Origin of the sequence: Methylobacterium fujisawaense (assembly GCF_039619325.1) — a bacterium.
Lineage (GTDB): Bacteria > Pseudomonadota > Alphaproteobacteria > Rhizobiales > Beijerinckiaceae > Methylobacterium > Methylobacterium fujisawaense.
This window is the reverse complement of record NZ_CP155000.1, coordinates 1,897,992-1,910,192: the sequence shown is the minus strand read 5'-3', so window position 1 is coordinate 1,910,192 and position 12,201 is coordinate 1,897,992. Positions and strand designations below refer to the sequence as shown.

Below are 12,201 nucleotides of genomic sequence, written 5' to 3'. Positions count from 1 at the left end.
GGGCGCCATCACGAACTATCGCGCCGCACCGGCCCGTGCGCCGTGAAGACCCGCCCACCCGCGGACAGGGCGCCCGGGAGCGGCAAGCGGCGCACGCAACAGCCGCAACCGGCGGGATGGGCGGCCGAAGCCGGGCGCGCCGGGGATGCGCCCGGTTCGGTCGCCGCGAAGGCGATGCGGCCACCTGCGCTGCCGCCGATGATCGCCGGTGCGCTCAAGGCTGCTCGTGGGACCCCAGCGCCGCATTCCGGGCAGGCACAGGGGTCGCGGAACTGCGCCATGGGCCGCAGGGCCGTGAACGGCCCGCACGCGTCGCACGCGTAGTCGTAGATCGGCATGGCGTCCTCACGCGCGCGCCCGTCTGGGCAATGGCGGATGGGCCGGGCGAACGGATGCCCGCCCGTCTTAGAGATCAGCTTGGCAGGTCGCCCCGGCAGATCAGGCGGCGGGTTTGAGGATCACCTTGGTCCAGCCATCGTCGCGCGCGTCGAAGTGCTTGTAGGCCTTCGGCGCCTCTCCCAGCCGAAGTTCATGCGAGACGATGAAGGACGGCTTCGCGCGGCCGGCCGAAATGAGGTCGCGCAGCCGCCGGTTATAGGCCTTCACGTTGCATTGGCCGACGCCGATCGTCTGACCCTTGAACCAGAAGAGGCCGTAGTCGAAAACGATCTCGCCCTGCTTGTACAGGGGGTCCTGCGGAGCCGGATCCTGGGGCGTGAAGACGCCGACCACGCCGATGCCGCCGGTGAACTTCACCGACTTCACCAAGTCGTTCATGGTCATGTTGGGGTGCTCGTGACCCTGCGGATCGTGCGCCTGGTAGCCGACGCACTCGCAGCCGCGGTCGGCCCCGATGCCGTTCGTCAACGCGAGCACCTGGTCCACCGGGGAGCCCTTCGAGTCGTCGATGGGCACGGCGCCGATCTTATCCGCGAGGCGCAGGCGGTCGGGATGGCGGTCGACCACCATCACCCTGCTGGCGCCCTTGATCATCGCCGAGAGGGCCGCCATCAGGCCGACCGGGCCGGCCCCGTAGATGACGATCGACTCGCCGGGACGCAGTCCTGCGAGTTCGGTGGCGTGCCAGCCGGTCGGGAAGATGTCGGCCAGCATCACGTAGTCGTTTTGCCGTTCCTCCGCATCCGGGGGCAGCTTCAGGCAATTGTAGTCGCCATAGGGAACGCGCAGCAGGTCGGCCTGCCCGCCCCGATACGGTCCCATGTCGGCGAACCCGTATGCGGCGCCGGCCATGTTCGGCAGGACGCTGCGATCGGCCGTGGTCAGGCAGAACGCGCTCAAGCCGCGCTCGCAATTCTTGCAAAAGCCGCAGCCGATGTTGAATGGGATGGCGACCCAGTCCCCGACCTTCACCCGATCGACGGCACTGCCCACTTCGGCTACCTGGCCGAGGTTCTCGTGCCCGAATACGCCCCCGCGCGGGAAGTCGGTCCGGCCCTCGTACATGTGCAGGTCCGAGCCGCAGATATTTGTGCTCGTGATCCGCACCAGCACGTCGGTCGGCCGCTCGATCCGCGCGTCGGGCACGTCCTGCACAGCGACATCGCGTGGGCCATTGTAGACGACTGCGCGCATCATGCTCTCCTGCCCTGACTTCGATTGCCAGGCCAGAGAGAGTATATGTTGCCGGTCATCGAACTATCCGGTCGATGCCTACGGTGTTCTCCGTAGCGCGGTGGGAGACTCTGTCCGAGACGCACCCCGTCGAAACCGGCCGGTGCAAATTGGATCGCGGAGATCCGGTTCTCGGCTGCCGCCCGAGCCGGCTGAATGTCCCAGACGCGTTCAGACGGTCGGCCATGTGGGCCGACCTCAATATCTGTGTGAGCAGTGGGAGCCCATCGCGCGACCGAACCCTGCGACGCCCCGCCGGAGCGAGGCCATCGTAGCCTGCAGAGTGGAGAGTTCCTTAGAGACGAATCGGATGTGCCTGCCGCGCGCCGCCGGGAGAATGGGTCGTCATCCTGAAGGAGAAGCCAGATGGAGATGACCGCCCCGATCACCGAGATCGACCCACCGTGCCCGGGGTCACTCGCCCTCGGCGCCATTTGGTCCCGGCGCCACGTGACGACGGTCTTGTCTGTGCGCTTGCGCGTAAGCTCGAGGGCTTCGCCCCACTGACGGAGAAGGACCGGGCGGCGCTCACGGGCTTGGCCAGCTATGTCCAGCCGGCTGACCGGCATACCGTTCTGTTGGAGCCGGAAGGGGTGGCCGACCACGCGCTCATCGTCTTCGGCGGATTCGCCAGCCGGTACAAGCGCCGTGTGTCCGGCCGGCGCCAAAGCATTGCTTATCTCGTCCCCGGCGATCTCTGCGATCGGGGTGCGCTCGACGGGTACACACTCAAACACGCGATCGAAACGCTGACCCGATGGACTTGCTTTGCAAAGGTAGAGAGCTCTTTTCCTGAAGGAGGAGGGTTCCGATGGCAGACCGGAAGCAGACCTTTACCCCTAAGTTTCGTGCTGAGGCGGTGCGACTGGCGCAGACGAGCGGGCGGTCCCGCCGGGAGATCGCCGCTGATCTCGGCGTCGGGCTCTCGACGCTGCGCAACTGGATTGACGGCCGGCGTGTGCGGGAGATGGGCCACCCGCCGGCCGAGCGGCAGGAGGACATGGCCGCCGAGCTCAAGCGCCTGCGCCGCGAAAACGAGGTGCTGCGCCAGGAACGCGAGATCCTGAAGCGGGCCCCGGCTTTTTTCGCCAAAGAGGGAAGTCGATGAGGTTCCGCCTCATCGACGCGGCGAAGAAGGACTTCCCGGTCGCGCGCCTGTGCAAGGTCCTCGACGTCAGTCCGAGCGGCTACTTTGCCTGGAAGGACCGTCCAGCCTCGTTGCGGCAGCGCGAGGATCTCGTGCTGCTCGCTCACGTTCGCTCCGCCTTCACGCTCTCGCACGAGACGTACGGCAGCCCCCGCATGACGCACGAGTTGCGCGAGCAGGGCTTGGCGGCAGGCCGGCGGCGCGTGGCCCGGCTCATGCGGGAGAGCGGGCTCAAGGCCCGCCAGCCGCGCCGCTTCCGACGCACGACGGACAGCGGCCACGCCTTCCCAGTCGCGCCCAACCACCTCGATCAGAACTTCACGGCGGCGGGACCGGACGGGAAATGGGGCGCGGACATCTCTCCTACGTCTGGACGCGGGAGGGCTGGCTGTACCTGGCGGTGGTCCTCGACCTGTATTCCCGGCGAATCGTGGGCTGGGCGGCGGGCGACCGTCTTCACAAGGAACTCGCGCTGACCGCGCTGCGACGAGCCCTCGTTGTCCGGCAGCCCGGATCAGATTTTCTCCATCACTCCGACCGCGGCAGTTAGTACTGTTCGAACGAGTATCAGGCGAAGCTACGAAGATATGGCATCGTGATATCGATGTCTGGCAAGGGCAACTGCTTTGACAATGCGATGGTCGAGACGTTCTTCAAGACGCTGAAGAACGAGCTGGTCTGGCGCGCCACGTTCCAGACGCGAGCGGAGGCCATCGTCGCGCTGGCCCGCTACATCGATGGCTTCTACAATCCCCGCCGCCGTCACTCGGCGCTGGGCTTCACCAGCCCTATCCATTTCGAGAGGGGCTTCAACCACCAAACCGCTCTCCATTAAACCGGAGCGAGTCCACTGTTCGCCCGTGCTCTATCGTGGGCGGAACGCGATCGCATGCATGTTCGGGCGGCTCAAAGACCTTCGTCGCATCGCCACCCGCTATGATCGGCTCGCCCACAACGACCTCGCTGCCGTCTGCCTCGCGGCGACGTCTGCTATTGGTTATGAGTCCGGACGGCAGGGCCTCTCGTCGAGAAGGGCTCAGATCTGCGGGAACCGGCCGGGGCGAACACTCAATCTGTAAGCCGCTCTAAGCCGGGATCATCTTTCGCAAGACGACGTTGTGGCGCGCGTCAGCCGTGCTAGATCGCGCCGGTCGAGCACGGCGGTGTCAGTGGGGGACTGTGACGACGATCTTCCCGAACTGCTCGTTCGACTCTAAGTAGACATGTGCCTGAACGATCGCGTCGAGCGAGAAAGTTTTCGCAATGATTGGCTCGAGCCCCCCGTCGGCGAGCCCGTCCTCAATAAAGGCCGCGGCGCGGGCCAGCCGCTCCGGGTCCCGAACGAACTCGAACAGGGTGTAGCCGCGCAGCGTGAGAGCCTTCTGCAGCGCGGCGATGACCGGAAATGGTGTGGGTGCGGTCGCGAGGGCACCGTAGATCAGCATGACGCCGCGGTGGCTCATCGCCTGGGCGAGCGCCTCGGCCTGAGGGCCACCGACCGGGTCGAACACGAGGCGCGCGCCCTTGCCGCCCGTCGCATCGTTGACCGCGGCGCCGATCTCCTGCTCGGACGTGACGACCACGTGCGCGGCGCCCGCCTTAGCCAACGCCGCCGCCTTGGCACGCGTCCGGGTCGTCGCGATCGGGACCGCGCCGACGCTGTTCGCGATCTGGATCGCCGCGAGTCCGACACTTGAGGACGCCGCCGAAATGATGACCGCGTCGCCGCGCCCGAGACGACCGATGTCGATGAGGGCCCCCCACGCCGTGAGGTAGGCCATCCACACCGCCGCCGACTCAATCGTCGAGACGCCGGTCGGGCGTTGGAGGACGGCGTAGGCCGGAACGATGGCCGTGTCGGCGTAAACGCCGTAATCGTTCATGGAGAAGGCCGGGATGACGCTGACGGAATCGCCCGGCGCGAACCCGTCGACGCCGTCTCCCAAGGCCTCGATGATCGCGGAGGCTTCGTAGCCGAGGCGCGCGGGCAGGCGCGGCTCTTCGAGGTAGGTGCCAGACCGGAACATCGCCTCGGCGCGATTGAGACCGATCGCCTCGATCCGGACGCGCATCTCCCCGCGCTGCGGATCGCCGACCGGGAGATCATCGAACTGCATCACGTCCGGCCCGCCGGTCCGATGAAACCTGACCACGCGCGCCATGGCGACGTCTCCTTCAATGGTCGCGCCTCGGCGCGCGTGAGGGGCGCAGCGATCGCCCGGCGCAGAGGCCGGGCGAAGCCGATCCCACGGGCTCCCTCCGGTCCCTGCCGTTGGGCGCTGACGCGCGCGGCAGGGACTCGGCTCGGCAGGGACTCGGCGCCCTCCGATGTCTCAGGCCACCAGTTTCGTCGTGTTGTGCGGATCGATGACGAACTTCTTGGGCGCCCCCTGATCGAAGATCCGGTACGCTTCAGTCGCCCGTTCGAGCGGGATGACCTCGACGTTCACGACCTTGCCGAGATAGGGCATGCGATCCCAAAGAATCGCCATCATCAGATCGCGGTTGTAGTGCATGATGGGGGCTTGGCCTGCCGAGATATGCGGCGACTTGATCCAGGCCTTGCCGAAGTCGATCCGATACCGCCCGGCTTTGGCGTCGTCGTCGATGGCCTGGGGATCTCCCGGCGTGTAGATTCCGGGCGCTCCGACGGCGCCGTTGGCGCGAACGACCTCGACCATCGCGTTGAGGACGGCAGCCGGATCCTCTCCGGCGCCGGGCCCGTTCCCGTGCGCCTCGAAGCCGACGGCGTCGACGCCGCAATCCACCTCCCGTGCGCCGAGGATCGCCTCGATTTGGTCGGCGAGCGGCGTTTCGGAGGACAGATCGACGGTCTCATACCCAGCGCTCTTCACGAGGGCGAGACGCTTGCTGTTGATGTCGCCGACGATGATGCAGGAGGCGCCCAGCAGCTGGGCAGAGGCGGCGGCACACCTGCCGACGGGTCCTGCACCCGCGATATAGACCGTCGAACCGTATTTGACGCCTGCCTGGATGCAGCCGTGAAAGCCCGTGGGCAGAATGTCGGAGAGCAAGGTCAAATCCCTGATCTTCGCCAACGCCTGATCCTTATCGGGGAAGCGAAGCAGGTTCCAGTCGGCGTAGGGAACCATGAGATAGTCGGATTGTCCGCCCTGCCAGCCGCCGAGATTGAATCCGTAGGCGCCGCAATCGACCGCATCGTTGACGTTCATGCAGGTGTCGGTATGGCGCTCCTTGCAGTTGCGGCACCGCCCGCATGAGACGTTGAACGGGACCGAGCAGAGGTCGCCTTTCCTGATGAAATGCACATCGGGCCCGGTCTCGATCACCTCGCCCGTCATCTCGTGGCCGAGCACCATGCCGGAGGGAGCGGGGAACCGGCCGCGGTAGATATGCTGGTCGCTGCCGCAGATGTTGGTGGTGACGATCTTGAGGATCGCCCCGTGCGGCGTCGCGTTACCCTTGGGATCGACGAGCTTCGGAAAATCGAAGGTTTGAAGCTCGACCTTTTTCGGCCCCATATACGTGATGACCCGATTGCTGGATGCCATGACGGATGTTCCTTCCTCATTTCAGGACGGGTCAATCGTCTCCAGCGATCGGCCCGCGGCGTCTCAGGGCAGCTTCGCCGCGAGCACGTCGAGCTTCTCGATCTGCGGAGCTGTGGCGAACAGATCGGAGGCCCTCTCCATCAGAGCCGACGCCACGCGGCCGGAGAGGTGGGCTTGCCGTGCGGCTTCGTCGGGAAACGCGTCGAAGATCCCGAAGGTCGACGGGCCCAGACGCAGGCCGAACCACGCGACGGTTCCGGGCTCGTCCTGCACGACGGGCAGACTGTCCCGCAGAAACGTCTCGACCGCCGCTTCCTGTCCTGGCTTGGCGTTCAGGATGACGAGAAGTGCAAATTTGGCCATCGGCCTGTTCCTTCCGGAGAGTCTCAGAGAACGCGGACGTGACCGCCGCGCCGGGCCCGCATTGGACGGGATCCGGCGCCCCTCCAGTCGCCGACGGCGGTCGCGCTCCGGCCGCGGGCGTGATCGACGAGGGGGGCGGTCGGGGCGGTTGCGCTCACCACGAACAGGTTCGCGATGGCGCCCGGAAGCCGTTCACCCGCCAGTTCTGGACCGGCGCATGGTCCACGCCTGCGGCCCCGGCCGATTGCCGAACCGGCCCGTGCGGGGAGCCTCCACCCACCCGATGCGTCCGTATCGTCCGGCGCGTGGGGGGAAGGACCGGCCGTGATCCGGCCTCTTCAATGGGGCGTGGTCTGTTCGGGAGCCTTGTCCTGCTGGTCGACTTCGGCGCCGTTCTGACGGGGGACGCCTTCGGATCCGGAGGCCTGGCCGGCGTCGGAGCCCCGAACCTGCACGCGGCGCGCCCGCTGCTGCGCCTCGGTCTTCGGGAGCGTGATCGTCAGCACCCCGTTCTCGACCCGAGCCTCGACCCGTTCAGGATCGACCCGGAACGGCAGCGCAAGGGCGCGCTGGAACGTGCCGAACACGCGCTCGCTCACATGGGTGCTCTGCCGGTCTTCCTGGCGCTCGATCTCCTTGACGGCGCGAATGAACAGGGTGTCCTCGTCGATCGTCACCTCGACATCCGCCTCGCGCGCGCCGGGCACCTCGGCGGTGATGCGCACCGCGTGCGCCGTCTCGGTGATGTCGATGTCCGGGACGAGGATTGCGGCACCCAGCGGGCTGGCGGCACCCGCGGTTCCGGCACCCGCCCCCGGCGCATCCTCGAGAAGGCGGTTCATGTCGTGGTAGAGGGCGAGAAGCGGCGTGAACAACGGGCCCGGCATGCCGTGGCGCGTCGAACGGCTCGACCTCTGGAAGGCTCCTGGTCCGCGAGACATGATATCGATTCTCCCTGTGGACTGGCAGAATTGGTCGGGCTGGGGTTGGATTAGCCGGTCAGCCGCGAAGCGGCCCTGACGCCGGTCAGTTCGGCGTCAGGATCGGCCCTGCGCCACGCAGGCCTCGACGATCTCCCGGCGGACGAGGTCGGGCTGCGCCCGCAAGGCCCGCACAATCGCCTGCAGCACATGCCGCAAGCCGCCGACCTGATCGATGAGGTTGAGCACGACCGGGATGCCCTCGTCGTTGATCCCAAGATCGTGCTGCAGATCTCCGATCAGTTGGGCCCTGGCCACATCGATCTCGAAATAGTGCCAGACGCCCTCCCGGAGCGCGGGTCGAAGCCAGCCGCTTTCGAGCCAGATCTCGAGCGTGCCGGGGTTCAGGTCCGACCGAGCCTGGAATTCGCGCGCGTCCATATCGTCCCCTCTTCACTCTGCCCGATGCCACGCGGCGATCGCGCGTTCGAGCTCCGGATCGGGCTTGTCCGGGAGCTTGATCAGCAGCTTGACGTAGGCATCCCCCGCCGTCCCGTCCGACCGCGGGACGCCCTTGCCCTTGAGGCGAAGCACCGTGCCGGACGTGCTCCATTTCGGAATCGTCAGGGTCACGGGCCCGGAGGGAGCCGATACGGCGATCCGACCGCCGAGCACCGCCGCGTGCAGCGGAACGCCCTGTTCGAAATGGATGTCGTCGCCCTGGCGCCGGAAGACCGGGTGCGGGCGGACGCCGATCGCGATCAGCGCATCGCCCGGCGGCGCGCCGTTCCGCCCCGGTTCGCCCTTGCCGCGCAGGCGCAGGGTCTGTCCCTCGCTTGTCCCGGCCGGGATGCGGACATCGAGCGTCGCGCCGTCCGGCAGGGTCACCGCGCGGGTGGTGCCGTTGACCGCATCGAGGAAATCGAGGTCGAGATGGTAGCGGGTATCGGCGCCCCGCCGCCGGACATCCGCCCGATTCCGGCGTCCAAAGATCTCCGAGAGGAGGTCGTCGGTATCGAAATCCGCAAAGCCTGCGTCGCTCGCATAGGCATGACCCGCGGATGGCTCCGAGACGTCGCGATAGTAGCGATGTCGGGGCCGCTCGACGCCGGAGATGTCGACCTCGCCGCGATCGAACCGCGCGCGCTTCTCCGGATCGTTCAACAGGTCATAGGCCCGTGACACGTTCTTGAACTGCTCTTCCGCTTCCGTATTGCCCGGGTTCAGGTCCGGATGCAGTTTGCGCGCGAGCTTGCGGTAGGCTTTCTGGATCTGCTCCGGGGAGGCATCGCGCTTCACGCCCAGAATCGCATAGGGATCGTCGCTCAACGCTTCCTCCCTGCCGCCCTCGGTGGCGAAGCCCGCACCCGTTACGGACGCCGTCCTAGGGATTGGCCTTGTCGTGATCGTCCCGGGCCATGGCGCGACGGGTCACGGTGACCCGGGCGGGGCGCAGGAGCCGATCGTGGAGGACGTAGCCATCCTCCATGACGTCGTGGACGGTCCCGGGCGCGGTCGCCGGATCATCGACCTCCATCATGGCCTCATGCCGCAACGGGTCGAACGGAGCACCACGGGCATCGACCCGTTGCACGCCGACGCCCTCAAGGGCCCCCATCAGCAAGCGCTCCGTGGCGCGCACCCCGTCGATGAGCGACGCGCCCTGCGACTCCGGCTGCTCCGACGCGACGATGGCCCGGCGCAGGTTGTCCAGAACCGGCAGAAGCGCGCGGGCGAGGCCCGTCACGGCGAAGCGCCGCTCATCCGCCAGGTCACGCGTCGCCCGACGCCGTGTGTTGTCGGCCTCGGCCAGGGCCCGCAGGAGGCGGTCCTGAAGGGCGGCGTTCTCGGCCTGCAGGGCCGCGGTCGCGTCCGCGCCCGGCTGAGGGGCCGCGCCGGCCTCCGGCGGCGGGGACTGGCCAGCGGGGGCGGGCGGAGCGCTCGCTGCATCCATAGGCGTCTCGGCCATATCAGGCCTCCTGTCGGCACGGGGGGATGTCAGGCCGCCTGAGCCAGGCTCGCGCCCTTGACCGAGAGCTGGCCGTTGAGGACCGAGACCGGGACCGGCTCGCCGTCCTTGATCGCACCCGTCAGGAGCATCTTGGCCAGCGGGTTCTGCAGATGGCGCTGGATCATGCGTTTCAGGGGTCGCGCGCCGTAGACCGGATCGTAGCCGGCATTCGCGAGCCAGTCCTTGGCCGCCGACTCGACCTGCAGGACGATCTTCCGTTCGGCCAACCGCCGTTCGAGGCCTTCGAGCTGGATGTCGACGATCCGGCGCATGTCGCCGCGGCCCAGGCGGTTGAACAGGATGATCTCGTCGAGCCGGTTCAGGAATTCCGGCCGGAACGCGCGGCGCACGACCTCCATGACCTGCTCGCGGGCCGCCTCGGCCGGCTGGCCCTCCATCAGGGCGGCCAGGAACTCGGCGCCGAGGTTCGACGTCAAGACGATGATCGTGTTGCGGAAGTCGACCGTGTTGCCCTGCCCGTCGGTCAGCCGGCCGTCATCGAGCACTTGCAGCAGGATATTGAAGACATCCGGGTGCGCCTTCTCGACCTCGTCGAACAGGATCACCTGATAGGGGCGCCGCCGGACCGCCTCCGTCAGGACGCCGCCCTCCTCATAGCCGACATAGCCGGGCGGCGCGCCGACGAGCCGCGAGACCGCGTGCTTCTCCATGAATTCGGACATGTCGACCCGCAGCATCGCCCGGTCGTCGTCGAACAGGAATTCGGCCACCGCCTTGCACAACTCGGTCTTGCCGACGCCGGTCGGCCCGAGGAACAGGAAGGAGCCGATCGGCCGGTTCGGGTCCTGCAGGCCCGCACGGGCCCGCCGGACCGCGTCGGACACGGCCACGACCGCCGGTTCCTGGCCGACCACGCGCTGGCTCAGCTTGTCGTCCATCGCCATCAGCTTGTCGCGCTCGCCTTCGAGCATCCGCGTGACCGGAATGCCCGTCCAGCGCGCGACGACGGAGGCGATGTCCTCGGCCGTGACTTCCTGCTTGATCAACCGGCCTTGGCTCGCCTGCATCGCGTCCGCGAGCCGTTGCTCCAATTGCGGGATCACGGCGTAGAGCAGTTCGCCCGCGCGGGTCAGGTCGCCCCGCCGCTCCACCTGCTCGAGTTCGATCTTGGCCTGCTCGGCGCGCTCCTTCAGCTGCTTTATCTCGCCGAGCTTCGCCTTCTCGGCCTGCCATTGAGCGGTCAGCTCGGCCTGCTTCGTCTCCAAGGTGCCGAGTTCATCCTCGACCTTGGTCAGGCGCTCCCGTGCGCCCGGATCCGTCTCCTTCTTAAGGGCCTCCCGCTCGATCTTGAGCTGGATCACGCGGCGGTCGATCTCGTCGAGTTCCCGGGGCTTCGACTCCGCGGCGATCCGGAGCCGGCTCGCGGCCTCGTCGACGAGGTCGATCGCCTTATCGGGCAGGAACCGGTCCGCGATGTAGCGGTGGGACAGCGTGGCGGCCGCGACGATCGCGCTGTCGGTGATGCGCACACCGTGATGGAGCTCGTACTTCTCCTTCAGACCGCGCAGGATCGAGATCGTCTCCTCGACGGAGGGCTCGCCCACGAACACGGGCTGGAAGCGGCGGGCGAGCGCGGCATCCTTCTCGATGTTCTTGCGATACTCATCCAGGGTGGTGGCACCGATGCAGTGCAATTCGCCCCGGGCCAGGGCCGGCTTCAGCATGTTGGAGGCATCCATCGCCCCCTCGGCCTTTCCGGCGCCGACGAGGGTGTGCAATTCGTCGATGAACAGGATGACGTCGCCCGAAGCCGAGAGTTCCTGAAGAACGGCCTTCAACCGTTCCTCGAACTCGCCCCGGTACTTCGCGCCGGCCAGGAGCGAACCGAGATCGAGGGACAGGAGACGGCGATCCTTCAGGGTGTCGGGCACGTCGCCGTTGACCATGCGCTGGGCGAGCCCTTCGACGATCGCGGTCTTGCCGACGCCCGGCTCGCCGATCAGCACGGGATTGTTCTTCGTCCGGCGCGAGAGAACCTCGACGGTGCGCCGGATCTCCCCGTCGCGTCCGATCACCGGATCGAGCTTGCCCTGGCGGGCATCCTCGGTGAAATCGCGCGTGTATTTCCGCAGGGCCTCGTAGCCTTCCTCGGCCGACGCGCTGTCGGCCCGGCGCCCCTTCCGCAGTTCGGCGATGGCGGTCTTGAGCGACTCCGGCGTCACGCCCGCCTCCCGGAGGAGCGCGCCCGGACCGTCCGGGGTCTCGGCCAGGGCAAGCAGCAGGTATTCGACCGTGACGAAGCTGTCCCCGGCCGCCCGCGCCCGCTCCTCGGCCTGGTCGAACAGGCGCGCGGTTTCGGGCGCCATGAAGATCTGGCCGGCACCGGAGCCCTCGACGCTCGGGAGCTTGGCCAAATCGCGGTCCAGATCCGACGCGAGCACCTCGGGGCGGCCGCCCGCGGACTGGATCAACGCCTTCGCCAGGCCGTCCGTGTCGTCGAGCAGCGCCTTGAGGAGGTGGAGCGGCGTGAGCCGCTGATGGCCCTTGCGCTGGGCCAGGCTCTGGGCGGCCTGGATCGCGCCCTTGAGATGCTCGGTGTACGTGTCGATCTGCATCGCTCACCTCGGATGATGG

At 67.5% G+C, this 12,201-nt stretch carries 10 protein-coding genes and 2 pseudogenes; 2 read left to right on the top strand and 10 right to left on the bottom strand.

The annotated features are described in order from the left end of the window. Positions 1-8: 8 nt before the first annotated feature. Together ABC766_RS09160 and ABC766_RS09155 are read right to left on the bottom strand one after the other, a co-directional pair. Positions 9-338 (bottom strand): zinc ribbon domain-containing protein, encoded by a 330-nt coding sequence (locus ABC766_RS09160; protein ID WP_345821928.1) that lies wholly within the window; start codon positions 336-338, stop codon positions 9-11. Between the two features lie 100 nt (positions 339-438). Continuing rightward, positions 439-1,596, bottom strand: coding sequence for a glutathione-independent formaldehyde dehydrogenase (locus tag ABC766_RS09155; protein ID WP_345821926.1), 1,158 nt, complete (start codon positions 1,594-1,596; stop codon positions 439-441). 847 nt (positions 1,597-2,443) lie between these two features. On the opposite strand from ABC766_RS09155, the pseudogene ABC766_RS09150 reads away from it, so the two are divergent. Further along, positions 2,444-3,614, top strand: a pseudogene (locus tag ABC766_RS09150) (IS3 family transposase). A gap of 31 nt (positions 3,615-3,645) precedes the next feature. After that, positions 3,646-3,782, top strand: a pseudogene (locus ABC766_RS09145) (IS5/IS1182 family transposase); the annotation flags it as partial. Positions 3,783-3,945: 163 nt separating this feature from the next. Here ABC766_RS09145 and ABC766_RS09140 read toward each other — a convergent pair. The 8 genes from ABC766_RS09140 to clpB form a co-directional block, all read right to left on the bottom strand. Beyond that, the gene (locus ABC766_RS09140; protein WP_345821924.1) at positions 3,946-4,941 is read right to left on the bottom strand and encodes a zinc-dependent alcohol dehydrogenase family protein; all 996 of its coding nucleotides are present in this window, start codon (positions 4,939-4,941) and stop codon (positions 3,946-3,948) included. Between the two features lie 171 nt (positions 4,942-5,112). Further along, complete coding sequence (locus ABC766_RS09135) at positions 5,113-6,312, bottom strand: alcohol dehydrogenase catalytic domain-containing protein (RefSeq protein ID WP_345821922.1); 1,200 nt, start codon at positions 6,310-6,312, stop codon at positions 5,113-5,115. A gap of 63 nt (positions 6,313-6,375) precedes the next feature. Continuing rightward, the gene (locus ABC766_RS09130; RefSeq protein WP_135299995.1) at positions 6,376-6,675 is read right to left on the bottom strand and encodes a putative quinol monooxygenase; all 300 of its coding nucleotides are present in this window, start codon (positions 6,673-6,675) and stop codon (positions 6,376-6,378) included. A 338-nt stretch (positions 6,676-7,013) separates the two neighbouring features. Next, positions 7,014-7,616 carry an Hsp20/alpha crystallin family protein gene (locus ABC766_RS09125; RefSeq protein WP_345821921.1) on the bottom strand — a complete coding sequence of 201 codons (603 nt, stop codon included), beginning with the start codon at positions 7,614-7,616 and terminating at the stop codon, positions 7,014-7,016. A 96-nt stretch (positions 7,617-7,712) separates the two neighbouring features. Beyond that, positions 7,713-8,036: a chaperone modulator CbpM gene (locus ABC766_RS09120; RefSeq protein ID WP_345821920.1), complete on the bottom strand. Its 324-nt coding sequence runs from the start codon at positions 8,034-8,036 to the stop codon at positions 7,713-7,715. 12 nt (positions 8,037-8,048) lie between these two features. Further along, on the bottom strand, positions 8,049-8,924 hold the full coding sequence (locus ABC766_RS09115) for a DnaJ C-terminal domain-containing protein (RefSeq protein WP_345821919.1): 876 nt from the start codon (positions 8,922-8,924) through the stop codon (positions 8,049-8,051). A gap of 55 nt (positions 8,925-8,979) precedes the next feature. After that, positions 8,980-9,564: a nucleotide exchange factor GrpE gene (locus ABC766_RS09110; protein ID WP_345821917.1), complete on the bottom strand. Its 585-nt coding sequence runs from the start codon at positions 9,562-9,564 to the stop codon at positions 8,980-8,982. 29 nt (positions 9,565-9,593) lie between these two features. Continuing rightward, positions 9,594-12,182: an ATP-dependent chaperone ClpB gene (clpB, locus tag ABC766_RS09105; protein ID WP_345821916.1), complete on the bottom strand. Its 2,589-nt coding sequence runs from the start codon at positions 12,180-12,182 to the stop codon at positions 9,594-9,596. Positions 12,183-12,201: the final 19 nt, after the last annotated feature.

Coding starts and splice junctions, on each gene's coding strand:
- ABC766_RS09160 (WP_345821928.1), bottom strand. CDS start 338: ATGCCGATCTACGACTACGCGTGCGACGCGTGCGGGCCGTTCACGGCC.
- ABC766_RS09155 (WP_345821926.1), bottom strand. CDS start 1,596: ATGATGCGCGCAGTCGTCTACAATGGCCCACGCGATGTCGCTGTGCAG.
- ABC766_RS09140 (WP_345821924.1), bottom strand. CDS start 4,941: ATGGCGCGCGTGGTCAGGTTTCATCGGACCGGCGGGCCGGACGTGATG.
- ABC766_RS09135 (WP_345821922.1), bottom strand. CDS start 6,312: ATGGCATCCAGCAATCGGGTCATCACGTATATGGGGCCGAAAAAGGTC.
- ABC766_RS09130 (WP_135299995.1), bottom strand. CDS start 6,675: ATGGCCAAATTTGCACTTCTCGTCATCCTGAACGCCAAGCCAGGACAG.
- ABC766_RS09125 (WP_345821921.1), bottom strand. CDS start 7,616: ATGTCTCGCGGACCAGGAGCCTTCCAGAGGTCGAGCCGTTCGACGCGC.
- ABC766_RS09120 (WP_345821920.1), bottom strand. CDS start 8,036: ATGGACGCGCGCGAATTCCAGGCTCGGTCGGACCTGAACCCCGGCACG.
- ABC766_RS09110 (WP_345821917.1), bottom strand. CDS start 9,564: ATGGCCGAGACGCCTATGGATGCAGCGAGCGCTCCGCCCGCCCCCGCT.
- clpB (WP_345821916.1), bottom strand. CDS start 12,182: ATGCAGATCGACACGTACACCGAGCATCTCAAGGGCGCGATCCAGGCC.